This window comes from Enterobacter sp. UPMP2052 (assembly GCF_053709675.1).
The window spans coordinates 154905-178346 of sequence record NZ_JBSKJR010000003.1 but is presented as its reverse complement, the minus strand read 5'-3'; the positions used below and the strand labels follow the sequence as shown (position 1 = coordinate 178346).

Here is a 23442-nt window from a genome sequence, read left to right as displayed (position 1 = left end):
TTATTTTTTCAATGTGTTATGTATACTTTGTTTTATTTAATTTGCTTTTTAAAATTTCTTAATATGTGGTTGAGGTAAATGGTTGGAAAAGTTTAATTCACTATTTAAATGTATTTGATATGTTCATAAAGGTTCCTGCATCCCGCCTGTGGATAACGTTTAAGGGTGCAATACTCGCGTTTTCTGCCTGGAGGTCACCTGAACACTTTCGGCAAGGGAGGTAACTGTCTACACTCACTGCTACCAGACAAGAAGAAAGTGAAAACAGGCCCATCGATGATTTTGATTATTTATGCGCATCCTTATCCGCATCATTCACATGCGAACAAAAGGATTCTTGAACAGGCAGGGAGCCTCGACGGAGTGGAAATCCGCTCTCTCTATCAACTTTACCCCGACTTTAATATTGATATTGCCGCCGAACAGGAGGCGCTGTCGCGTGCCGATCTGATTATCTGGCAGCACCCGATGCAGTGGTACAGCACGCCGCCGCTCCTGAAGCTGTGGATCGATAAAGTTCTCTCCCACGGCTGGGCATACGGCCACAACGCTAATGCTCTCAAAGGTAAAAGCCTGATGTGGGCCGTAACGACCGGCGGGGGGGAAAGTCATTTTGATATTGGGGCTTTCCCGGGCTTTGACGTATTGGCCCAACCGCTGCAGGCAACCGCGCTGTATTGTGGAATGAACTGGCTCCCACCATTTGCGATGCACTGTACCTTTGTCTGCGACGATGAAACGCTGCAGGCGCAGGCCCGTCATTATAAACAACGCTTACTTGAGTGGCAGGAGACGCACAATGGATAGCCATACGCTGATACAGGCGCTGATATACCTTGGCGCGGCGGCGCTGATAGTGCCCGTGGCGGTGCGCCTTGGGTTAGGGTCCGTGCTGGGCTATCTGATTGCGGGCTGCGTCATCGGGCCGTGGGCGCTGCGCCTGGTCACCGATGCCGAGTCGATTCTTCACTTCGCTGAAATTGGCGTCGTGCTGATGCTGTTTGTGATTGGCCTCGAGCTGGATCCGCAGCGCCTCTGGAAATTACGCGCATCGGTATTTGGCGGCGGTGCGCTGCAGATGGTGGCCTGCGGCCTGCTGCTCGGCGGGTTCTGCATTGTGCTGGGAATGGACTGGAAAGTGGCCGCGCTGATTGGCATGACCCTGGCGCTCTCCTCGACGGCGATTGCCATGCAGGCGATGAACGAGCGCAACCTGACGGTCTCTCAGATGGGACGCAGCGCGTTCTCGGTGCTGCTGTTCCAGGACATTGCCGCCATTCCGCTGGTGGCGATGATCCCGCTGCTGGCCGCCAGCGGCGCATCAACGACGCTGGGCGCATTTGCCCTGTCGGCGCTTAAAGTCGTCGCTGCGCTGACGCTGGTGATCCTGCTTGGTCGATACGTCACCCGTCCGCTGCTGCGCTTTGTCGCCCGCTCGGGCCTGCGCGAAGTCTTCAGCGCCGTGGCGTTGTTCCTGGTGTTTGGCTTTGGCCTGCTGCTGGAGGAGGCCGGGCTGTCGATGGCGATGGGTGCGTTCCTCGCGGGCGTACTGCTGGCAAGCTCCGAGTACCGACATGCGCTGGAAAGCGATATTGAGCCGTTTAAAGGGCTGCTGTTGGGGCTGTTTTTCATCGGGGTGGGCATGTCGATCGACTTCGGCACCCTGGTTACGCACCCGCTGCGAATCATCATTCTGCTGATCGGTTTCCTGGTCATCAAAATGGCGATGCTGTGGCTGATCGCCCGTCCGCTGAAGGTGCCCAGTAAACAGCGCCGCTGGTTTGCCGTGCTGTTGGGGCAGGGCAGCGAATTCGCCTTTGTGGTGTTTGGCGCGGCCCGGATGGCCAATGTCCTCGATCCTGAGTGGGCGAAAGCGCTGACGCTTGCCGTGGCGCTGTCGATGGCGGCCACGCCGATCCTGCTGGTGCTGCTGACGCGTCTGGAAAAATCGGGCAGCGAGCAGGAACGCGAGGCGGATGAGATCGATGAGGAGCAGCCGCGTGTGATCATCGCCGGTTTTGGCCGTTTTGGGCAGATCACCGGACGTCTGCTGTTGTCGAGCGGTGTAAAGATGGTGATCCTCGATCATGACCCCGATCACGTCGAGACCCTGCGTAAATTCGACATGAAGGTCTTCTACGGCGATGCGACCCGGGTCGATCTGCTGGAGTCTGCCGGTGCGGCAAGGGCGGAGGTGCTGATCAACGCCATTGACGATCCGCAGACCAGCCTGCAGATGGTTGAACTGGTGAAAGAACACTTCCCGAACCTGACCATTATTGCCCGCGCCCGTGACGTTGACCATTACATTCAGCTGCGTCAGGCCGGGGTGGCTGCGCCAGAGCGTGAAACGTTCGAAGGTGCGCTGAAATCGGGCCGCATGGCACTGGAAAGTCTTGGTCTCGGAGCCTATGAAGCGCGCGAGCGTGCCGATCTGTTCCGCCGGTTCAATACCGGGATGGTGGAAGAGATGGTTGAGATGGCGGGCAGTACGGACACTGAACGCGCGGCGGTATTTAAACGTACCAGCGCGATGCTGACGGAAATCATCAACGAAGACCGCAACCACCTCTCCCTGACCCAGCGTCACGGCTGGCAAGGCACGGAAGAGGGCAAGCATACCGGCGATCCGCAGGATGAACCGGAGAGTAAACCGTCCGCGTGAAGTGGAGTTGCCAGCAATATTAAAAAATTTCTTTTTCTTTACCCTGCCGCCAGTCGACGAAAGATTAAGCTTTCCGTATAGTGGCGGCAATTTTTTGTATCCGGGAAATTTTTAATGATCAGTCTGATTGCAGCGCTGGCGGTAGACCGCGTTATCGGCATGGAGAATGCCATGCCGTGGAACCTGCCTGCCGATCTCGCATGGTTTAAACGTACGACGTTGAACAAGCCGGTAGTGATGGGCCGCCTGACCTGGGAGTCAATCGGTCGTCCATTACCGGGCCGTAAAAATATCGTTATTAGCAGCCAGCCGGGCACGGACGATCGCGTTGAATGGGTAAAATCCGTCGACGAAGCGATTGCCGCGTGCGGCGATGCCGAAGAGATCATGGTGATCGGCGGTGGGCGTGTGTATGAGCAGTTCCTGCCAAAAGCGCAGAAGCTGTATCTGACCCACATTGATGCGGAAGTGGAAGGGGACACCCATTTCCCGGATTACGATCCGGACGAGTGGGAGTCGGTGTTCAGTGAATTCCACGACGCTGATGCACAGAATTCGCATAGCTACTGCTTCGAGATTCTGGAACGTCGTTAAGCGATAACCCTCTCCATCCGGAGAGGGTTTCAAACGTCAGGAGGCGACCGCCTCACCTTCTCCTGTGTTCAGCTGTCGGTTGGACGGCTGCACAAAATAGCTTTTATCTTCCCAGCGCAGACAGGTCAAATCGCCACCCCAGCAGCATCCCGTATCCAGACCGTAAATGCCCTCCGGCGTGCCTTTTCCTTCCAGTGACGCCCAGTGACCAAATACGACGCTGTAATCATGCGTGACCGGCCCCGGAATGGCGAACCAGGGTTTAAGCGGCGCAGGGGCACTTTCAGGCGTCTCTTTACAGTACATATCCAGCTGCCCGTTCGGGAAGCAGAAACGCATGCGTGTGAAAGCGTTAGTGATAAAACGCAAACGCGCGAGGCCGCTGAGATCGTCGCTCCAGTTATTCGGCATATCGCCGTACATGGCATCGAGAAAGAACGGGTAAGAGTCGCTCGCCAGCACCGCTTCGGCGTCACGGGCGCAGGTTTTTGCAGTCTCGATATCCCACTGCGGCGTGATCCCGGCATGCGCCATCACCAGTTTTTTCTCTTCATCGATCTGCAGCAGCGGCTGGCGACGCAGCCAGTTGAGCAACTCGTCGGCGTCCGGGGCGTCCAGCAGCGGAGAGAGGCGGTCTTTAGGCTTATTGCGGCTAATCCCGGCGTAGACCGCCAGCAGATGCAGATCGTGATTACCCAGCACCATTCGAACGCTGTCGCCCAGCGATTTGACGTAGCGCAGCACGTCAAGCGAGCCGGGGCCACGCGCGACTAAATCGCCGGTGAGCCAGAGCGTATCCTGCCCGGGCACGAAGTCGACCTGTTTTAACAGGGCGATCAGTTCATCGTAACAACCGTGAACGTCGCCAATCAGATATGTAGACATTAGATTAATGAATGAGTGTGGTTACGGCGAGACGGAACACAGGAATAGCAACGCGGAATGCGTTGCCGTCGGCATCGACCATTTCATAATGGCCCTGCATGGTACCCATCGGCGTTTCAATGACTGCACCGCTGGTGTATTGGTACTCTTCGCCAGGGGCAATGTGCGGCTGTTCACCGACCACACCTTCCCCCTGGACTTCTGTTTCACGCCCATTGCCGTTGGTGATAAGCCAGTAACGCCCGCGCAGTTGCACAGGCATCCGCCCCAGATTGCGAATGGTTACGGTGTACGCAAAGACAAAACGGTCATCATCCGGCGTGGACTGGGACTCAATGTAGACGCTTTGTACATGAACACATACGCGGGGCGAATCAATCATGGCTTAGCTCTCCTTCGGCGGCGCATTGTCGCTGATGTAATTAGCCAGCTTGCAGTACTGCTCTACGGAGATGTTCTCCGCACGCATGGTCGGGTCGATGCCCAACTCAGCCAGCACGTCAACGGTAAACAAATTGCCAAGGCTGTTACGAATCGTTTTACGGCGCTGGTTAAAGGCTTCCGTAGTGATGCGGCTCAGTACGCGCAGTTCTTTAACCGGGTACGGCATCGTTTTATGCGGCACAAGGCGCACAACCGCAGAATCGACTTTCGGCGGCGGCGTGAACGCGGTCGGCGGCACTTCGAGTACCGGGATCACGTTGCAGAAATATTGTGCCATCACGCTTAAACGACCATACGCTTTACTGTTCGGCCCCGCAACCAGACGATTCACCACCTCTTTTTGCAACATGAAGTGCATGTCGGCAATGGCATCAGTATAGCTAAACAGGTGGAACATCAGCGGCGTGGAGATGTTGTACGGCAGGTTACCGAATACGCGCAGCGGCTGGCCCATTTTCGTTGACAGTTCGCCAAAGTCCATGGTCATGGCATCCTGCTGATAAATCGTCAGCTTTGGCCCGAGGAACGGATGCGTTTGCAGGCGCGCGGCCAGATCGCGGTCCAGCTCGATAACGGTCAGCTCGTCTAAGCGTTCGCCTACGGGTTCGGTCAGCGCGGCAAGACCCGGGCCAATTTCGACCATGGCCTGGCCTTTCTGCGGATTAATGGCAGACACAATACTGTCGATCACGAACTGATCGTTAAGGAAGTTTTGCCCGAAGCGTTTACGGGCTAAGTGGCCCTGATGGACTCGATTAGTCATTGAGTATTAACAATCATTTTGATGGCGAGATTAAGCGCCGTAATAAAACTGCCGACATCCGCTTTACCCTGGCCTGCCAGATCCAGCGCAGTACCATGGTCAACGGACGTTCGAATAAAAGGTAAACCGAGCGTGATATTCACACCGCGGCCAAAGCCCTGGTATTTTAGCACGGGTAGGCCCTGATCGTGGTACATCGCGAGCACGGCATCGGCATTATCAAGATATTTAGGCTGGAAAAGCGTGTCTGCAGGCAGCGGCCCGCTCAGATTCATCCCTTTCGCCCGCATCTCCTCGAGCACCGGAATGATGGTGTCGATCTCTTCGGTCCCCATATGCCCGCCTTCACCGGCGTGCGGGTTCAGACCGCACACCAGCACGTGCGGCTGCGCGATACCGAACTTGGTTTGCAGATCGTTATGCAGGATAGCGATGATCTCGCGCAGCAGTTCCGGGGTGATGGCGTCAGGAATGGCTTTAATCGGCAGATGCGTGGTGACCAGCGCGACGCGCATCGCTTCGGTTGCCAGCATCATCACCACTTTCGGGCTGTGTGAGCGCTCTTCAAAGAACTCGGTATGGCCCGTAAAGGGAATTCCCGCCTCGTTGATCACGCCTTTGTGCACCGGCCCCGTAATCAGCGCCGCGAACTCGCCGTTAATGCAGCCATCGCAGGCGCGTGCCAGCGTATCGACCACGTAGTGGCCGTTTTCCGTGCTGAGCTGACCCGGTACGACAGGAGCACGCAGCGGAACGGAAAGCAGCGTGAGCGTCCCCGCCTTCTGGGGGGAGGGCTGCAGGCCGGCATCATAGGGGAGAAGCTGTAAAGGCAGACCGAGCAATTTTGCCCGGTCTTGTAAGAGTGTTGCATCTGCGCAGACGACCAGTTCAACCGGCCAGCTGCGCTGAGCAAGCTGGACGACAAGGTCGGGACCAATCCCGGCGGGCTCGCCGGGAGTGATAACAACACGGTGCTGTTGCATTAGTTGCTCAACACTTTCACGTAGGCGCTGGCGCGTTGTTCCTGCATCCAGGTTGCCGCTTCTTCAGAGAATTTACGGTTGAACAGCATGCGATAGGCCCGGTCTTTCTGCGCCGCGTCGGTTTTATCCACGTTGCGGGTATCGAGCAGCTCAATCAGGTGCCAGCCGAAGGAAGAGTGCACTGGCGCACTGATCTGTCCTTTGCTCATTTTCATCAGCGCATCGCGGAAGGCCGGATCGTAGATATCCGCTGCCGCCCAGCCCAGATCGCCGCCCTGATTGGCAGAGCCAGGATCCTGAGAGAACTCTTTTGCCGCGTTGGCAAACGAGGTTTTACCGCTCTTGATGTCTGCTGAAATCTGTTCCAGCTTCGCACGCGCCTGATCGTCAGTCATGATCGGCGACGGCTTGAGGAGGATATGGCGAGCATGCACTTCCGTAACGGAAATATTCTGGCTCTGACCGCGCAGGTCGTTGACCTTCAGAATGTGGAAGCCCACGCCAGAACGGATAGGACCGACGATATCGCCTTTCTTCGCTGTGCTCAGGGCCTGGGCAAAGAGGGAAGGCAGTTCCTGAATACGTCCCCAGCCCATCTGGCCGCCTTTCAGCGCCTGCTGATCGGCAGAGTAGGTGATGGCAAGCTTACCGAAATCGCCGCCGTTACGTGCCTGTTCAACGATAGAGCGCGCCTGGCTTTCCGCTTCGGCTGCCTGATCGGAGGTTGGGTTTTCCGGAAGTGGAATGAGGATGTGGCTCAGGTTCAGCTCGGTGCTGGCATCGTTCTGATTACCCACCTGTTTCGCCAGCGCGTCCACTTCCTGAGGCAGGATGGTGACGCGGCGGCGCACTTCGTTGTTACGCACTTCGGAAATCAGCATCTCTTTGCGGATCTGATTGCGGTAGGTGGCGTAGCTGATGCCATCGTAGGCCAGACGGCTGCGCATCTGGTCCGGGGACATGTTGTTTTGCTTTGCGATATTGGCGATCGCCTGGTCGAGCTGCTCGTCGGAGATCTTCACACCCATTTTCTGACCCATCTGCAGAACGATCTGATCCATGATCAGTCGTTCCAGGATCTGGTGGCGCAGCGTGGCGTCATCCGGTAGCTGTTGACCCGCTTCGCCTGAGTTGAGCTTGACGGATTTCATCAAACCGTCAACGTCACTTTCAAGCACGACGCCGTTGTTAACCACAGCTGCGACTTTATCGACAACCTGGGGAGCAGCGAAGCTGGTGTTGGCAACCATGGCGACACCGAGCAGCAGCGTTTTCCAGTTCTTCATACTTTTTCCATTTCAATTAACCGCAAAGCGGATTACGTTGTAAATCAAGCACATTACAAGGAACTACGGTACGGCAGAATGTTCGAGCGCAGCATCTGCTGCGTGCCCAGACCGTAGTTGGAACTCAGGCCGCGCAATTCGATATTAAAGCCAATCACGTTGTCGTATTTGCTCTGAACGTTTTGGGTATCCCAGCCGTTAAGTTTGCGTTCGTAACCGACACGCAGCGCATAACAGCAGGAGTTATATTGCAGACCTACCATCTGGTCTGCAGCTTTATTGGCATTGGTGTCGAAGTAGTACGCTCCGACAATTGACCAACGATCGGCAATAGGCCAACTCGCTGCACCGCCCACCTGCGAAATCCCATCTTTGTATTGCACAGATTTCGCATAGTTAGGCAGTGTTGCCTGAATATATTCCGGGCTGGCATAACGATAGGTAAACTGCACCATACGGTCTTCGTCACGACGGTACTCGATTGCTGCACTGCTTGTTGCAACGTTGTTGAGACGCGTATCGTACTGCAAACCGCCGCGTAAGCCCCAGCGATCGGTCATGCGCCAGTAGGTATCACCTGCCCATACCAGTGAACCCGTTTTGTTGTCTTTCTCCCAGTTAATGTCGTCATCACCGGTACGAGACTCGGTGAAGTAGTAGATTTGACCCACAGAAACGTTAAAACGTTCAACGGCAGATTCATCATAAACGCGCGTTGTGACACCGGTCGTTAACTGGTTAGCAGAGGCAATACGGTCGAGGCCGCCATAGGTACGATCGCGGAACAGGCCGTTATAGTCAGACTGCAGGAACGAAGAGTCGTAGTTCTGGATTTTGCTTTGATCGCGATAGGGCACGTAGAGATACTGCATACGTGGCTCAAGCGTCTGGGTATAACCGTCCGCAAGCAGGCCCATATCACGTTCGAAGATGAGCTTACCGTCCATTTTGAACTGCGGCAGCACGCGGTTCACTGACTCTTCAAGGTCGGTACCATAATTGTTGTTGTACCAGTCCACATTTTTTTGCTGATAGTGGGTGGCCATCAGTTTGGCTTCGGTGTTCAGGCTTGCCCAGTTATTTGAAACTGGCAGGTTGATCGTTGGCTCAAGGTGAACACGCGTCGCTTCCGGCATATCCGAATTGGTATTAACGAAATGCACGGCCTGGCCGTAGACACGGGTATCGAACGGGCCGACATCGTTCTGGTACCAGTTAACATCCAGCTGCGGCTCCGCGCCGTAGGTGCTTCTCGTCTGGGTGTCAAAGACCTGGAACTGCTTGGTGGAGACCGTGGCGTTGAAGTTTTGTAAGGCATAACCGACGCTGAATTTCTGCGTGGCGTAACCGTCGGTACTGGAACCGTATTTAGAATCAAAGTCGTTGAAGTAGTAAGGATCGCTGACCTTGGTGTAATTGACGTTAAAACGCCAAACCTGATCCATCACACCGGCATGCTGCCAAAAATACATCCAGCGGTGTTTGTCGCCTTCGGTTGGATGCTCATCCTGGAAGACGTTGTCGGATGGCAGATAATCCAGTTCCATCAGGCCTGCGCCTGCCTGTGTCAGATAACGGAACTCGTTCTCCCACATGACGTTGCCGCGTTTGTGGATATAGTGCGGCGTGATCGTCGCGTCCATGTTCGGCGCGATGTTCCAGTAATACGGCAGGTAGAACTCAAAGTAGTTTGAGGTGCTGTATTTGGCATTCGGGATCAGGAAGCCGGAACGACGTTTGTCGCCCACCGGGAGCTGCAGATAAGGGCTATAGAACACCGGCACCGGGCCGAGTTTAAAACGCGCGTTCCAGATCTCTGCAACCTGTTCTTCACGGTCGTGGATAACTTCGCTGCCCACCACGCTCCAGGTGTTTGAACCTGGCAGACACGAGGTGAATGAACCGTTTTCCAGAATGGTATAGCGGTTTTCACCACGTTGTTTCATCAAATCCGCATTACCACGCCCCTGACGGCCCACCATCTGGTAGTCGCCTTCCCAGACGTTAGTATCTTTGGTATTCAGGTTTGACCAGGCTTTCGGACCTTTCAGGATGACCTGGTTATCGTCGTAGTGCACATTACCCAGCGCATCCACGGTACGTACCGGTTCTGCCGCCCCGTCCGGTTGCTTCTGGTGCAGCTGCACTTCGTCAGCCTGCAAACGGCTGTTGCCCTGGTTAATGTCCACATTACCTGTGAAGGTGGCATTATCCGGATAATTGCCTTTTGAACTGTCGGCAGTAATAGTGACCGGCAAGCTGTTTGCATCGCCCTGTACCAGCGGGCGATTATAACTTGGGACGCCAAGCATACACTGCGAGGCAAGATCGGCTGCCAGCCCCTGATGGCTATACAGGGCGGAGCCAATCATTGTGGCCAGGAGGGTGGGGATACGTTTTTTCATACGTTATATTTTAGTGTTCCGTCATCAGTGGCTACGGCGTACAAACGCTCAGAGACTATCTTACTCATCAGCGCAGTACCAGCGTTAATCCTGCCCGTTTGCGCGCCAGAGTGTTAGGCTCGCTATCGAATGACGAGTATGATAATGCAAATTATAGGCGATGTCCCTCAATTGACCGTGGCTCGACCACTGTAATGATGGAGTTGCGTCGAACCAGGAACATGACTATTCGGGGAGTATATGCAGTATTGGGGTAAAATAATCGGCGTCGCGTTCGCTATTATGATGGGTGCCGGATTTTGGGGCATCGTTCTCGGCCTTATTATCGGCCACATGTTTGACAAGGCACGCAGCCGCAAGATGGCGTGGTTTGCCAACCAGCGCGAGCGTCAGTCGCTCTTTTTCTCCACCACCTTTGAGGTGATGGGGCATTTAACCAAATCAAAAGGGCGCGTCACCGAGGCGGATATCCAAATCGCCAGCGTATTTATGGATCGTATGAACCTGCACGGTGAGTCACGCCTGGCGGCGCAAAACGCGTTTCGTGTCGGCAAGGCTGATAACTATCCGCTGCGTGAAAAAATGCGCCAGTTCCGCAGCATCTGCTTCGGACGTTTTGATTTAATTCGGATGTTTCTGGAGATCCAAATCCAGGCGGCATTCGCAGACGGGTCTCTCCATCCCAACGAGCGCGACGTTTTATACGTCATTGCCGAGGAGCTGGGGATCTCGCGCATGCAGTTCGATCAGTTCCTGCGCATGATGCAGGGCGGGGCGCAGTTCGGCGGGGGCTACCAGCAACAATCTTCTGGCGGAGGCTGGCAGCAGGCGCAGCGTGGCCCGACGCTGGAAGATGCCTGTAACGTGCTCGGCGTAAAACCGACGGACGATGCAACGACCATCAAACGCGCCTACCGCAAGCTGATGAGCGAGCATCATCCGGATAAGCTGGTGGCGAAAGGTCTGCCGCCGGAAATGATGGAAATGGCGAAGCAAAAAGCCCAGGAAATTCAGAAAGCGTACGAGCTGATAAAAGAGCAAAAAGGTTTCAAATAATAAAAAGGCCCGACGATGTCGGGCCTTTTTGTTCAGAAGTCCACCGGGGCTTTGAACGTCATCGAATTGCCAAATGCCGGATGGGTGATGGTCAGCGTTTGCGCATGAAGCTGCAAACGCGGCGCCAGCGCCAGCGCGTCGGGCGGGGCGTAGAAACGGTCACCCAGAATCGGGTGGCCCATGGCGAGCATGTGCACACGCAACTGGTGCGAGCGTCCGGTAATCGGCTTAAGCAATACGCGCGCGGTGTTATCCGCGGCGTACTCCAGCACTTCATACTCGGTTTGCGCTGCTTTGCCCGTTTCATAGCAGACCATCTGCTTTGGCCGGTTCGGCCAGTCGCAGATCAGCGGTAAATCTACCAGCCCTTCCGCCTGCGCCGGGTGGCCCCACACGCGCGCGACATACTGCTTTTTCGGCTCACGCTCGCGGAACTGACGCTTCAGTTCGCGCTCGGCGTCTTTATTCAGCGCCACCACAATCACGCCGCTGGTTGCCATATCCAGACGATGGACGGATTCGGCCTGCGGATAGTCGCGCTGAATACGCGTCATCACGCTGTCTTTGTGCTCGTCCAGGCGTCCAGGTACGGACAGCAGGCCGCTCGGCTTGTTGACCACCATAATATGCTCATCCTGATACAGAATGACCAGCCAGGGATCGGTCGGCGGATTGTAGGGCTCCATCACCATGTTGTGCTCCGGTTACTGATGCGTCACAACGATAAGACGCAGGGCATCCAGACGCCAGCCGGCCTGATTCAGGCTTTCCAGCACCTGCTGGCGGTTGCTTTCAATGGCGGCCAGCTCGTCGTCACGGATGTTCGGGTTCACCGCCTTCAGCGCTTCCAGGCGGGACAGCTCTGCGGAGAGCTTCTCGTCGGCTTCGCTGCGCGCGGCATCAATCAGTTCGCGAGCCGCTTTTTCTGCCTGGGCTTCACCCAGCTGCAGAATGGCGTGCACGTCCTGCTGTACCGCGTTGACCAGCTTGCTGCCGGTATGGCGGTTAACCGCGCTCAGCTGGCGGTTGAAGCTTTCGAACTCAACCTGTCCTGCCAGGTTGGTGCCGTTTTTGTCCAGCAGCAAACGTACCGGCGTTGGCGGCAGGAAGCGAGTGAGCTGCAACTGCTTCGGCGCCTGCGCCTCCACAACGTAGATCAGCTCGACCAGCAGAGTGCCAACCGGCAGCGCTTTGTTTTTCAGCAGGGAGATGGTGCTGCTGCCGGTGTCGCCTGAGAGGATCAGATCCAGCCCGTTGCGGATCAGCGGGTGTTCCCAGGTGATGAACTGCGCGTCTTCGCGGGACAGCGCCACGTCGCGCTCAAAGGTAATGGTGCAGCCGTCTTCCGGCAGGCCCGGGAAGTCCGGAACCAGCATATGATCGGACGGCGTCAGCACGATCATGTTTTCCCCGCGATCGTCCTGGTTGATCCCCACGATATCGAACAGGTTCATTGAGAAGCTGATCAGGCTGGTGTCGTCATCCTGCTCTTCAATGCTTTCTGCAAGCGCCTGGGCCTTTTCGCCGCCGTTGGAGTGGATCTCCAGCAGGCGGTCGCGGCCCTGTTCCAGCTGGGCCTTCAGCGCCTCGTGCTGTTCGCGGCAGGATGTGATCAGATCGTCAAACCCGTCCGTGTTTTCCGGCGCCGCCAGATAGCCGATCAGATCGGAATGAACCCGATCGTAAATGGCCCGGCCGGTTGGGCAGGTATGTTCAAACGCGTCCAGACCTTCGTGGAACCAGCGCACCAGCACGGACTGGGCGGTTTTTTCCAGGTAAGGCACGTGGATCTGAATATCATGCGCCTGGCCAATACGATCCAGACGACCAATACGCTGTTCCAGCAGATCCGGGTTAAACGGCAGATCGAACATCACCAGGTTGCTGGCGAACTGGAAGTTTCGGCCTTCAGAACCGATCTCAGAACAGAGCAGCACCTGCGCGCCGCTGTCCTCTTCACCAAACCAGGCCGCCGCGCGGTCGCGCTCGACGATGGACATGCCTTCGTGGAACACGGCGGCACGAATCCCTTCGCGTTCGCGCAGAACCTGCTCCAGTTGAAGCGCCGTCGCGGCTTTGGCGCAAATCACCAGCACCTTCTGGGAACGGTGCGCGGTCAGGTAGCCCATCAGCCACTCAACGCGCGGATCGAAGTTCCACCAGGTTCCGGTATCGCCTTCAAATTCCTGGTAAATCTGCTCCGGATAGAGCATATCGCGCGCGCGATCTTCGGCGCTTTTACGCGCGCCCATAATGCCGGAGACCTTAATGGCCGTCTGGTACTGGGTTGGCAGCGGCAGCTTGATGGTGTGCAGTTCGCGTTTCGGGAAGCCCTTCACGCCGTGACGGGTGTTACGGAACAGCACGCGGCTGGTGCCGTGGCGGTCCATCAGCATGGAGACCAGCTCCTGGCGCGCAGGCTCGGCGTTATCGCCCTCGCTGTTGGCGGCCTTCAGCAGCGGTTCGATGTCCTGCTCACCAATCAGCTCGCTCAGGGTGTTCAGCTCATCGTTGGATAGGCGTTTACCTGCCAGCAGCAGGGCGACGGCATCCGCCACCGGACGGTAGTTTTGCTGCTCTTCGACAAACTGCCCGAAATCGTGAAAACGGTTCGGATCGAGCAGACGCAGGCGGGCGAAGTGGCTCTCCAGACCCAGCTGCTCCGGCGTTGCGGTCAGCAGCAGGACGCCTGGCACGCGCTCGGCGAGCTGTTCAATGGCCATATATTCGCGGCTGGGCGCATTTTCGCTCCAGACCAGGTGGTGCGCTTCGTCAACGACCATCAGGTCCCACTCGGCATCGCACAGATGCTCAAGGCGCTGCTTGCTGCGGCGCACAAAGTCCAGAGAGCAGATCACCAGCTGTTCGGTTTCGAACGGGTTATCCGCATCGTGCTGCGCTTCAGCGTAGCGCTCGTCGTCAAACAGCGAGAAGCGCAGGTTGAAGCGGCGCAGCATTTCGACCAGCCACTGGTGCTGCAAAGTTTCAGGAACAACAATGAGCACGCGCTCTGCCGCCCCGGAGAGCAGCTGCTGATGCAGGATCATCCCGGCTTCGATGGTTTTCCCCAGACCCACTTCATCTGCCAGCAGCACGCGCGGCGCATGGCGACGGCCCACGTCATGGGCGATGTTTAACTGGTGCGGGATCAGGCTGGTACGCTGGCCGCGCAGCCCGCTCCACGGCATACGGTACTGTTCGCTCTGGAACTTACGCGCGCGATAGCGCAGCGAGAAGCGGTCCATGCGGTCGATTTGCCCGGCGAACAGGCGGTCCTGCGGCTTGCTGAACACCAGCTTGCTGTCGAGGAGCACCTCGCGCAGGATGACATTGGATTCATCCGTATCCAGACGCGTACCAATATAGGCAAGCAGTCCATTCTCTTCTTTTACGTCTTCAACCTTGAGCTGCCAGCCGTCGTGGCTGGTCACGGTGTCACCCGGATTGAACATCACGCGGGTCACAGGAGAGTCATTGCGAGCGTACAGGCGGTTTTCACCGGTGGCCGGGAAAAGGAGGGTAACCATGCGCGCGTCAACCGCTACTACGGTTCCTAATCCAAGTTCGCTTTCTGTATCGCTGATCCAGCGTTGACCAAGTGTAAAAGGCATATTTGTTCGGCTCTAATCTTTAATTGCAGGCAATAGTTCAACCGCCGTCGCAGAATGACGGCCAGTGAAAAATGGGTCCGGGAATGGAAAGGGCGCTATGGTACTGGATGGCAACGATTTCGTCACGCGTCAAAATAGCCCAAGTTGTCCTGTCACTAGTGTAGCAAAATCGTCGTCCAGGAAGGGCATAATTCCCTCGGCAACCGGCTGAAGCTGACGCGTAAGATAATGCTCATAATCCAGGGGCGATCGCTGGTAATCCACCGGTTCCGGGCCGCTGGTGGTCCAGACGTATTTAATGGAACCGCGGTTTTGATACTGCGGCGCGCGGCCCCGCTTAACATTCTCTTCATCCGCAAGGCGGGCGGCGCGCACGTGTGGAGGCACGTTACGCTGATACTCCGCCAGCGGGCGGCGCAGGCGTTTACGATAGACCAGTTGGCTGTCCAGTTCGCCGGCCATCAGGCTGGCAATGGTCTCGCGCACATAGTCCTGATACGGCTCATTGCGAAATATCCGCAGATAGAGCGTTTGCTGGAACTGCTGCGCCAGCGGCGTCCAGTCGGTGCGCACCGTCTCCAGCCCTTTAAAGACCATGCGCTGCGTGTCGCCCTCCTGGATAAGCCCGGCATAGCGCTTTTTGCTCCCCTGGTCGGTGCCGCGGATGGTGGGCATCAAGAACCGCGCGAAATGAGTCTCTAATTCCAGCTCTAACGCGCTGGTTAACCGCTCTTTTTGCAACGTTTCACGCCACCAGTCGTTCACAAGAGCCACCAGTCGTTTGCCGATACGCGCGGCCTCGTCTTCCGAATGCGGCCCCTTTAACCAGACAAACGTCGAGTCGGTATCGCCGTAGATCACGTCATAGCCCTGGGATTCAATCAGCGCTTTGGTCTGGCGCATGATGTCGTGCCCGCGCATGGTAATCGACGACGCCAGACGCGGGTCGAAGAAGCGGCAGGCGCTGGTGCCCAGCACGCCGTAAAAGGCGTTCATGATGATTTTCAGCGCCTGAGAAAGGGGCTTATTACCATGACGTTTGGCATCGTCGCGCCCGTGCCAGATTTTACCGACGATATCCGGCAGGCAGTGCGTCTCACGCGAGAAGCGCGCCCCAAGATAGCCTTCGGTGCTGTGCGCATCGTCCGGCTGCGCCATGCCCTCCACCAGCCCGACCGGGTCAATCAGGAAGGTGCGAATGATCGACGGATAAAGGCTTTTATAATCTAGTACCAGAACCGAGTCATAAAGACCCGGACGGGAATCCATTACGTAGCCGCCGGGGCTGGCCTGCGGCGGCACGTCACCGAGGTTTGGCGCGACATAGCCTGCCCGGTGCATCCGCGGGAAATAGAGGTGGCTGAACGCGGCCACCGAACCACCGTGCCGGTCGACGGCCAGGCCGTTCACCGACGCGCGCTCCAGCAGGAACGGCATGATCTCCGTTTTATGGAAAATGCGGGTGACCAGCTCACAGTCTTTCAGGTTATAGGTGGCCAGCGCCGGTTTATCTTCGTTAAAGCGCCGCTCGATTTCATCCATCCTGTCCCACGGGTTGTCGATGGATTTCCCTTCGCCCAGCAGCGCCTGCGCCACCGCTTCCAGCGAAAACGACGGGAAGCTCCAGAAGGCGGATTTCAGCGCATCGATACCGTCAATAATCAGCCGACCTGGGGCCTGAGCGAAGAACACACCGTTCTTGAAACCGTGCTCGCGCCACTCCAGTTCGCTATTGCCGCGCCCCAGCATCAGTGGGATACGGTAGCGCTCGGCGTGCTTTTGCAAAACGCGCAGATCGAACTGCACCACGTTCCAGCCGATCAGCACGTCCGGATCGTGCTCGGCAAACCACTGATTCAGCTTCTCCAGCAGCTGTGGGCGGCTGGTGACGTACTCAAGCTGGAAATCGAGCCGGGACGCATCGCCGTTTGGCGGCCCCAGCATATAGACAACGCGCTGGCCGCAGCCTTCAAGGCCGATGCAGTAAAGCTCACCGTGGCGGGTGGTTTCGATATCCAAAGAGACCCATTTGAGCGGTGGGCGAAAGTCGGGGTGGGGCTTCAGGCGGGCGTTCACAAGCCTGCCGTTTTGCAGGGTGCCATCGACCCAGACGGGAGCAGTGATAAACCGCTCCATCAGGAAACGCTCCGGCGGGCGGATATCGGCTTCATACAGCGTCACGCCCGCCTCGCGCAGCAGCTTTTCATAGCGCATTAGCTGACGGTGTGCGCGGCAGTAAAGGCCGTACACCGGCTGGCGGTGAAAATCTTTCAGCTCAAGCGGGGTGATACGCCAGTTGTTTTCGCCGCGCAGCAGCTGTTTAACTTTCTCAACCTGGGCTGCAGGGATAAAGGCCACGGACTCCTGCGGTGGCAGCGTGACCTGCAGCGGACCGCTGTCCGTTGCCAGCCAAAAATCCACTTCTGTCCCCTGAGGGGTATCCCGCCAGTGTCGGGTCAGTAAAAAGCCTTCTTGCGCCTGCGCCACGGCGTTATCCCATAAAACAAAACCAGGCTTGATTATAGCCTGGTTGAGGGTGTTTTGCTGGGGTTTTATACAGTTATTGCGCGTGATTTCCCCTCACCCCAGCCCTCTCCCAAAGGGAGAGGGTGCGTAAAATCCCCTCTCCCTTTGGGAGAGGGTTAGGGTGAGGATTACTGCCCGTAGTACGCCTTCGCGCCGTGCTTGCGCAGGTAATGTTTATCCAGCAGGGTTTGCTGCATATCCGGCAACTGCGGCGCCAGCTGGCGGCAGAAGATGCCCATATAGGCCACCTCTTCCAGCACAATCGCGTTATGTACGGCATCTTCGGCATTCTTGCCCCATGCGAACGGACCGTGAGAGTGGACCAGCACGCCCGGCATCTGTGCCGCGTCGATACCCTGTTTTTCAAAGGTTTCAACAATGACGTTACCGGTCTCCCACTCATACTCACCGCCAATTTCCGCATCGGTCATCAGGCGCGTGCAGGGAATCGAACCGTAAAAGTAGTCCGCGTGCGTGGTGCCGGTGGCCGGAATCGACTGGCCCGCCTGCGCCCAGATGGTCGCGTGGCGTGAGTGGGTATGCACAATCCCGCCGATAGTCGGGAATGCCTGGTACAGCAGGCGATGGGTTGGGGTATCGGAGGAGGGCTTTTTCGTCCCTTCCACCACCTCACCGGTGGTGAGGCTGACGACCACCATGTCGTCGGCGGTCATTAGCGTGTAATCCACGCCGGAGGGTTTGATCACCAAAACCCCTTTGTCGCGATCGACGGCGCTGACGTTGCCCCAGGTCAGGGTCACCAGGTTATGTTTGGGCAGCGCCAGGTTGGCGTCGAGCACCTGACGTTTGAGATCTTCTAACATTGTTATCTCCTGCCGGATGGCGCTTCGCTTATCGGGCCTACAGAACCGCAGGCGGTAAACGCAGCGCCACCGGGCATACAGGGCTTAACGTTTTGAACCGTAATAGACTTCGTTCCAGCGCAGCGCGTCTTTAAACGCTGGCAGGCGGGTATCGTTATCAATCACCGTCAATTCGATGTCGTGCAGCTCGGCGAACTGGCGCATATCGTTGAGATCCAGCGCGTGGCTAAAGACGGTGTGGTGCGCACCACCGGCGACGATCCAGGCTTCGGACGCGGTCGCCAGATCCGGCTGTGCTTTCCACAGGGCGTTAGCCACCGGCAGTTTTGGCAGAGAGTGCGGCGTTTCGACCGCATCCACGCAGTTGACCAGCAGGCGGAAGCGATCGCCCAAGTCGATCAGGCTGGCGTTGATGGCCGGGCCGGTACGGGTGTTGAAGATCAGGCGAGCCGGATCCGCTTTGCCACCAATGCCGAGATACTGCACGTCGAGGATCGGTTTCTCTTCCACGGCGATCGTCGGGCAGACTTCCAGCATGTGCGAGCCGAGCACCAGGTCGTTGCCGTTATCGAAGTGGTAGGTGTAGTCCTCCATAAAGGAGGTGCCGCCCTGCAGACCGGTTGACATCACCTTCATGATGCGAAGCAGAGCGGCAGTTTTCCAGTCGCCTTCGCCCGCAAAGCCGTAGCCCTGCTGCATCAGACGTTGCACCGCCAGGCCGGGCAGCTGTTTCAGGCCGTGCAGATCTTCAAAGGTGGTGGTAAAGGCGTGGAAGCCGCCCTGTTCCAGGAAGCGCTTCATCCCAAGCTCAATGCGCGCGGCATCGAGCACGTTCTGGCGTTTTTCACCGTTGACTTGGGCGGCGGGCGTCAGGCGGTAGCTGCTTTCGTACTCGTCGACCAGCGCGCTCACGTCACCGTCGGTGATCTCATTGACGACCTGCACCAGATCGCCAACCGCCCAGGTGTTTACCGAGAAGCCGAACTTGATCTGCGCCGCGACTTTATCGCCGTCGGTCACCGCTACTTCACGCATGTTGTCGCCAAAACGCACCACTTTCAGATGGCGGGTATCCTGTTTCGACACCGCCTGGCGCATCCACGAGCCGATACGTTTTTGCGCATTCTGATCCTGCCAGTGGCCAGTCACCACCGCGTGCTGCTGGCGCATACGTGCACCAATGAAGCCGAACTCGCGGCCGCCGTGTGCGGTCTGGTTCAGGTTCATAAAGTCCATGTCGATGCTGTCCCACGGCAGAGACGCGTTGAACTGGGTGTGGAACTGCATCAGCGGTTTGTTAAGAATCGACAGGCCGTTGATCCACATTTTGGCCGGGGAGAAGGTGTGCAGCCACACGACCAGCCCGGCGCATTTATCATCGTAGTTCGCGTCGCGGCAGATATTGGTGATCTCGTCCGGCGTGGTGCCGAGCGGTTTCAGCACCAGCCTGCACGGCAGTTTGGCTTCCGCGTTCAGCGCGTTGACGACGTGCTCCGCATGTTTCGTGACCTGCTGCAGCGCTTCCGGCCCGTACAGATGCTGGCTGCCAATGACAAACCACACTTCATAATTATTAAACAGGGTCATATCGTGTCCTTAATGAGTCAGGGTTGCCGTAGCATCCGCGGCGTTTTTAGCCGGGGCGGCGACAGGGAGATAGTGAAGTTCGGCGCTTTTCGCCCACTGCTGGTAGCGCTGGTAAAGCTGTTCGAAGCGCTGCGCCTGCTGAGGACGCGGCTGGAGCGTACTTTCCACCGCGCTCGCCATGTGTGCTTGTGCCGCCGGAATATTCGCGTGAACGCCTGCGGCCACGGCGGCAAAAATCGCCGCGCCAAGCGCGCAGCACTGATCGGAGGCCACAATCTGCAGCGGACGATTCAGAACGTCGCAGCAGGCCTGCATGATCACCGGGTTTTTACGGGCGATGCCGCCGAGCGCCATCACGTTGTCCACGTCGATACCCTGCTCGGTGAAACACTCCATAATGGCGCGGGCGCCAAAGGCGGTCGCCGCAATCAGGCCGCCAAACAGCGCGGGCGCGTCGGTCGCCAGGTTGAGATCGGTAATCACCCCTTTCAGGCGCTGATTCGCAAACGGCGTGCGGCGACCGTTAAACCAGTCGAGTACCACCGGAAGATGATCAAGAGAAGGGTTCGTCGCCCAGGCTTCCGTAAGCTGCGGCAGTAGCTGCTTTTTGCTTTCAGAAATCTGCGCTTTCAGTTCAGGATGCGTGGCTGCCAGCCGATCCAGCGGCCAGCCCAGTACGCGGCCAAACCAGGCGTAGATATCGCCAAAGGCCGACTGGCCCGCCTCAAGGCCGATAAGGTCCGGCACGACGCTGCCATCAACCTGGCCGCAAATGCCTTTCACCGCGCGGTCGCCCACGCTGGCTTTATCGGCCATCAGGATGTCGCAGGTTGAGGTGCCTATGACTTTCACCAGGGTGTTTGGCTGCGCACCGGCGCCGACCGCACCCATATGGCAGTCAAACGCGCCGCCGGAGATCGCCACGTTTTGCGGCAGCCCAAGGCGCGTCGCCCACTCCTGACAGAGCGTGCCAACCGGGATATCGGCGGTAAAGGTGTCGGTAAACAGCGGGTAGGTCAGGCTCTTGTTGATAACCGGATCAAGCTCATCGAAGAACGCCGCAGGCGGCAGCCCGCCCCAACTCTCGTGCCACAGAGATTTATGCCCGGCGCTACAGCGACCGCGACGGATATCCTGCGGACGCGTGGTGCCGGAAAGCAGGGCGGGTACCCAGTCGCAAAGCTCAATCCAGGACGCCGCCGCCTGCGCCACCGACGCGTCGGCGCGGGTCACGTGCAGGATCTTGGCCCAGAACCATTCGCTGGAGTAAACGCCGCCAATAAAGCGCGAGTAGTCGGTTTTGCCGGGCTGGTGGCACAAACGGGTAATGGCTTCGGCTTCTTCAACGGCGGTATGGTCTTTCCACAGCACGAACATGGCGTTCGGGTTGTCGGCAAACTCCGGGCGCAGCGCCAGCACGCGGCCTTCGGCATCCACGGGGGCTGGCGTTGAGCCGGTGCTGTCCACGCCAATGCCCACAACATCCGCACGCTGGGCGTCGGTGAGCTCCGCCAGCACGGTTTTGATCGCCGCTTCCATCGACTCAATGTAATCCCGCGGATGGTGACGGAACTGGTTATTCGGCGCATCGCAGTAGCGCCCCTCTTGCCAGCGCGGGTACCACTCAACGCTGGTTGCTATCTCCTGGCCAGTGTTGCAGTCCACTGCCAGCGCGCGAACCGAGTCGCTGCCAAAGTCGAGGCCAATCGCAATTGCCATGGTGTTGCTCCATCGAAAACAGGTATGGAAGAACATTAGAGACTGGGGGCAAAAATCGTCAGGCAGGATCCGCTAATCTTATGGATTAAATTGCTGTTACGTTTGAAAGTGTGACGCCGTGCAAATAATCAATGTGGACATTTCTGCCGTACTTATAGACACTTTTGTTACTGCTTATCTGCGCGCCAGCGTGGAGAAATCAGGGGAAAAGGCTGAAACATGGCGGACGTAAAAGCGGCGAGATGCGTGTAGGATCGTTTCGCGGGCCATTTTTATCCTGCTTTTAACGATATGGACAATTGGTTTCCTTCAGGACCGCCGGGAGAACTGAGTTTATGGCCGAAACGCAAAACGATCCCCTGTTGCCGGGATACTCGTTTAACGCCCATCTGGTGGCGGGGTTAACCCCCATTGAAGCCGACGGGTATCTTGATTTTTACGTCGATCGACCGCTGGGAATGAAAGGCTACATTTTGAACCTCACCGTGCGCGGTGAAGGGGTTATCAAAAATAACGATCGGCAGTTTATCTGCCGGCCCGGCGACATCCTGCTGTTCCCGCCGGGAGAGATCCACCACTACGGGCGTCATCCGGATGCCAAAGAGTGGTATCACCAGTGGGTCTATTTCCGCCCGCGCGCCTACTGGCAGGAGTGGCTGTCGTGGCCCGCCATTTTTGCGCATACCGGTTTTTATCGCCCGGAAGAGGCCCATCAGGCGCAGTTCCGCGAGCTGTTTGCCCAGATTATTGAGGCGGGGCAGGCCGGCGGGCGCTACGCCGAGCTGCTGGCGATTAACCTGCTTGAGCAGGTCTTGCTGCGCCGGATGGAGGCGATCAACGAATCGCTGAACCCGCCGCTGGATAACCGCGTGCGCGATGCCTGCCAGTACATCAGCGATCACCTCGCCGACAGCCAGTTTGATATCGCCAGCGTCGCCCAGCATGTCTGCCTTTCACCGTCACGCTTGTCGCACCTTTTCCGTCAGCAACTGGGGGTCAGCGTGCTGAGCTGGCGCGAGGATCAGCGCATCAGCCAGGCGAAGCTGCTGCTGAGCACCACCCGGATGCCGATTGCGACCGTCGGGCGCAACGTCGGCTTTGAAGATCAGCTCTACTTTTCCCGCGTCTTTAAAAAGTGTACGGGTGCCAGCCCCAGTGAATTTCGGGCTGGATGTGAATAAACGGTAAAAAAAGATAAACAGGCGGGTGAACCTGGAAAGCACCCTGTAAACTATTCAGACAATTGATGCCTTGACGCGGTGCAGGGCGCTAAGCAGAATCGCTGATTCGTTTTCTGACCGGAATAGTTATGCAGGCATTGCTGGAACATTTTATCACCCAGTCCGTTATGTACTCGCTCATCGCCGTGGCGCTGGTGGCGTTTCTGGAATCGCTGGCGCTGGTGGGGCTGATCCTGCCAGGCACCGTGATGATGGCGGGGCTTGGTGCGCTTATCGGCAGCGGTGAGGTCAATTTCTGGCAGGCGTGGATGGCCGGGATCATCGGCTGTTTGCTGGGAGACTGGATCTCCTTCTGGCTGGGCTGGCGCTTTAAGAAACCGCTGCACCGCTGGTCGTTCATGAAAAAGAACAAAGCGCTGCTGGATAAAACCGAGCACGCGCTGCATCAACACAGCATGTTTACGATTCTGGTGGGGCGCTTTGTCGGACCAACGCGTCCGCTGGTGCCAATGGTGGCCGGCATGCTCGATCTGCCCGTGGCGAAATTCGTGGTGCCGAACATCATCGGCTGCGTCTTCTGGCCGCCGTTCTACTTCCTGCCAGGGATCCTCGCGGGGGCGGCAATCGATATCCCTGACGGGATGCAAAGCGGGGAGTTTAAGTGGCTGCTGCTGGGAACAGCTGTGCTGCTCTGGCTGGCGGTATGGCTGTGCTGGCGGTTATGGCGCAGCGCGAAAGCCAGTACCGATCGCCTGACGCGCTATCTACCGCGCACTCGCCTGCTGTGGCTGGCCCCGTTGACGCTGGGTGTGGCGGTAGTGGCACTGGTGGCGCTGATTCGCCACCCGATGATGCCGGTATACGGTGAGATCCTGCTGAAGGTGGTAAGCCGTTAATCTTTTTTCCCTCTCCC

Annotated in this window: 18 protein-coding genes; 6 read left to right on the top strand and 12 right to left on the bottom strand. The window is 57.4% G+C overall.

The window, feature by feature from the left end; genetic code table 11:
* The first annotated feature begins 276 nt into the window (after positions 1–276).
* The 3 genes from kefF to folA all read left to right on the top strand — a co-directional run bounded on the left by kefF (position 277) and on the right by folA (position 3259).
* Complete coding sequence (gene kefF / locus ACWKX3_RS12785; protein WP_454541908.1) at positions 277–807, top strand: glutathione-regulated potassium-efflux system oxidoreductase KefF; 531 nt, start codon at positions 277–279, stop codon at positions 805–807.
* Positions 800–2665, top strand: a complete 1866-nt coding sequence (gene kefC, locus ACWKX3_RS12780; RefSeq protein ID WP_454541907.1) for a glutathione-regulated potassium-efflux system protein KefC — start codon at positions 800–802, stop codon at positions 2663–2665. The genes kefF and kefC overlap by 8 nt, the downstream gene beginning before the upstream one ends.
* Positions 2666–2779: 114 nt before the next feature.
* Positions 2780–3259: a type 3 dihydrofolate reductase gene (gene folA, locus ACWKX3_RS12775; RefSeq protein ID WP_006173915.1), complete on the top strand. Its 480-nt coding sequence runs from the start codon at positions 2780–2782 to the stop codon at positions 3257–3259.
* A 36-nt stretch (positions 3260–3295) separates the two neighbouring features.
* Here the strand turns inward: folA and apaH are convergent, their stop codons facing one another.
* The 6 genes from apaH to lptD are packed head-to-tail and all read right to left on the bottom strand — an operon-like array spanning position 3296 to position 10025.
* Positions 3296–4144: a bis(5'-nucleosyl)-tetraphosphatase (symmetrical) ApaH gene (gene apaH, locus ACWKX3_RS12770; RefSeq protein WP_006173913.1), complete on the bottom strand. Its 849-nt coding sequence runs from the start codon at positions 4142–4144 to the stop codon at positions 3296–3298.
* Between the two features lie 4 nt (positions 4145–4148).
* Positions 4149–4526, bottom strand: coding sequence for a Co2+/Mg2+ efflux protein ApaG (gene apaG / locus ACWKX3_RS12765; RefSeq protein WP_006173911.1), 378 nt, complete (start codon positions 4524–4526; stop codon positions 4149–4151).
* 3 nt (positions 4527–4529) lie between these two features.
* Positions 4530–5351 (bottom strand): 16S rRNA (adenine(1518)-N(6)/adenine(1519)-N(6))-dimethyltransferase RsmA, encoded by an 822-nt coding sequence (gene rsmA / locus ACWKX3_RS12760; protein ID WP_006173910.1) that lies wholly within the window; start codon positions 5349–5351, stop codon positions 4530–4532.
* Positions 5348–6334, bottom strand: a complete 987-nt coding sequence (gene pdxA, locus ACWKX3_RS12755; RefSeq protein WP_454541906.1) for a 4-hydroxythreonine-4-phosphate dehydrogenase PdxA — start codon at positions 6332–6334, stop codon at positions 5348–5350. The genes rsmA and pdxA overlap by 4 nt, the downstream gene beginning before the upstream one ends.
* Positions 6334–7620 (bottom strand): peptidylprolyl isomerase SurA, encoded by a 1287-nt coding sequence (surA, locus tag ACWKX3_RS12750; RefSeq protein WP_454541905.1) that lies wholly within the window; start codon positions 7618–7620, stop codon positions 6334–6336. Before surA ends, pdxA begins: the two co-directional genes overlap by 1 nt.
* 53 nt (positions 7621–7673) lie before the next feature.
* The gene (lptD, locus tag ACWKX3_RS12745) at positions 7674–10025 is read right to left on the bottom strand and encodes an LPS assembly protein LptD (RefSeq protein WP_202561657.1); all 2352 of its coding nucleotides are present in this window, start codon (positions 10023–10025) and stop codon (positions 7674–7676) included.
* 240 nt (positions 10026–10265) lie between these two features.
* Between lptD and djlA the strand changes: the two genes are divergently transcribed.
* Complete coding sequence (gene djlA / locus ACWKX3_RS12740) at positions 10266–11081, top strand: co-chaperone DjlA (RefSeq protein ID WP_006173902.1); 816 nt, start codon at positions 10266–10268, stop codon at positions 11079–11081.
* A 32-nt stretch (positions 11082–11113) separates the two neighbouring features.
* Here the strand turns inward: djlA and rluA are convergent, their stop codons facing one another.
* The 6 genes from rluA to araB all read right to left on the bottom strand — a co-directional run bounded on the left by rluA (position 11114) and on the right by araB (position 21348).
* On the bottom strand, positions 11114–11773 hold the full coding sequence (gene rluA, locus ACWKX3_RS12735) for a bifunctional tRNA pseudouridine(32) synthase/23S rRNA pseudouridine(746) synthase RluA (RefSeq protein WP_454541904.1): 660 nt from the start codon (positions 11771–11773) through the stop codon (positions 11114–11116).
* A gap of 12 nt (positions 11774–11785) precedes the next feature.
* Positions 11786–14692: an RNA polymerase-associated protein RapA gene (rapA, locus tag ACWKX3_RS12730; RefSeq protein WP_220711059.1), complete on the bottom strand. Its 2907-nt coding sequence runs from the start codon at positions 14690–14692 to the stop codon at positions 11786–11788.
* Between the two features lie 129 nt (positions 14693–14821).
* Positions 14822–17179: a DNA polymerase II gene (gene polB / locus ACWKX3_RS12725; RefSeq protein WP_454541903.1), complete on the bottom strand. Its 2358-nt coding sequence runs from the start codon at positions 17177–17179 to the stop codon at positions 14822–14824.
* A 167-nt stretch (positions 17180–17346) separates the two neighbouring features.
* A complete protein-coding gene (gene araD, locus ACWKX3_RS12720) occupies positions 17347–18042 on the bottom strand; it encodes an L-ribulose-5-phosphate 4-epimerase (protein ID WP_006173897.1) in 696 nt (231 codons plus the stop codon).
* Between the two features lie 84 nt (positions 18043–18126).
* Positions 18127–19629 carry an L-arabinose isomerase gene (gene araA, locus ACWKX3_RS12715; RefSeq protein WP_454541902.1) on the bottom strand — a complete coding sequence of 501 codons (1503 nt, stop codon included), beginning with the start codon at positions 19627–19629 and terminating at the stop codon, positions 18127–18129.
* A 9-nt stretch (positions 19630–19638) separates the two neighbouring features.
* The gene (araB, locus tag ACWKX3_RS12710) at positions 19639–21348 is read right to left on the bottom strand and encodes a ribulokinase (RefSeq protein WP_282483891.1); all 1710 of its coding nucleotides are present in this window, start codon (positions 21346–21348) and stop codon (positions 19639–19641) included.
* 335 nt (positions 21349–21683) lie between these two features.
* Here araB and araC point away from each other — a divergent pair, with 335 nt between their 5' ends.
* Positions 21684–22529 carry an arabinose operon transcriptional regulator AraC gene (gene araC, locus ACWKX3_RS12705; RefSeq protein ID WP_454541901.1) on the top strand — a complete coding sequence of 282 codons (846 nt, stop codon included), beginning with the start codon at positions 21684–21686 and terminating at the stop codon, positions 22527–22529.
* A 128-nt stretch (positions 22530–22657) separates the two neighbouring features.
* Positions 22658–23425, top strand: coding sequence for a DedA family protein (locus ACWKX3_RS12700; protein WP_006173888.1), 768 nt, complete (start codon positions 22658–22660; stop codon positions 23423–23425).
* Positions 23426–23442 lie beyond the last annotated feature (17 nt).

Excerpts from the sequence above, each read along its gene's own strand:
- kefF (WP_454541908.1), top strand. The coding sequence starts at position 277 with ATGATTTTGATTATTTATGCGCATCCTTATCCGCATCATTCACATGCG.
- kefC (WP_454541907.1), top strand. The coding sequence starts at position 800 with ATGGATAGCCATACGCTGATACAGGCGCTGATATACCTTGGCGCGGCG.
- folA (WP_006173915.1), top strand. The coding sequence starts at position 2,780 with ATGATCAGTCTGATTGCAGCGCTGGCGGTAGACCGCGTTATCGGCATG.
- apaH (WP_006173913.1), bottom strand. The coding sequence starts at position 4,144 with ATGTCTACATATCTGATTGGCGACGTTCACGGTTGTTACGATGAACTG.
- apaG (WP_006173911.1), bottom strand. The coding sequence starts at position 4,526 with ATGATTGATTCGCCCCGCGTATGTGTTCATGTACAAAGCGTCTACATT.
- rsmA (WP_006173910.1), bottom strand. The coding sequence starts at position 5,351 with ATGACTAATCGAGTCCATCAGGGCCACTTAGCCCGTAAACGCTTCGGG.
- pdxA (WP_454541906.1), bottom strand. The coding sequence starts at position 6,334 with ATGCAACAGCACCGTGTTGTTATCACTCCCGGCGAGCCCGCCGGGATT.
- surA (WP_454541905.1), bottom strand. The coding sequence starts at position 7,620 with ATGAAGAACTGGAAAACGCTGCTGCTCGGTGTCGCCATGGTTGCCAAC.
- lptD (WP_202561657.1), bottom strand. The coding sequence starts at position 10,025 with ATGAAAAAACGTATCCCCACCCTCCTGGCCACAATGATTGGCTCCGCC.
- djlA (WP_006173902.1), top strand. The coding sequence starts at position 10,266 with ATGCAGTATTGGGGTAAAATAATCGGCGTCGCGTTCGCTATTATGATG.
- rluA (WP_454541904.1), bottom strand. The coding sequence starts at position 11,773 with ATGGTGATGGAGCCCTACAATCCGCCGACCGATCCCTGGCTGGTCATT.
- rapA (WP_220711059.1), bottom strand. The coding sequence starts at position 14,692 with ATGCCTTTTACACTTGGTCAACGCTGGATCAGCGATACAGAAAGCGAA.
- araD (WP_006173897.1), bottom strand. The coding sequence starts at position 18,042 with ATGTTAGAAGATCTCAAACGTCAGGTGCTCGACGCCAACCTGGCGCTG.
- araA (WP_454541902.1), bottom strand. The coding sequence starts at position 19,629 with ATGACCCTGTTTAATAATTATGAAGTGTGGTTTGTCATTGGCAGCCAG.
- araB (WP_282483891.1), bottom strand. The coding sequence starts at position 21,348 with ATGGCAATTGCGATTGGCCTCGACTTTGGCAGCGACTCGGTTCGCGCG.
- araC (WP_454541901.1), top strand. The coding sequence starts at position 21,684 with ATGGCCGAAACGCAAAACGATCCCCTGTTGCCGGGATACTCGTTTAAC.
- ACWKX3_RS12700 (WP_006173888.1), top strand. The coding sequence starts at position 22,658 with ATGCAGGCATTGCTGGAACATTTTATCACCCAGTCCGTTATGTACTCG.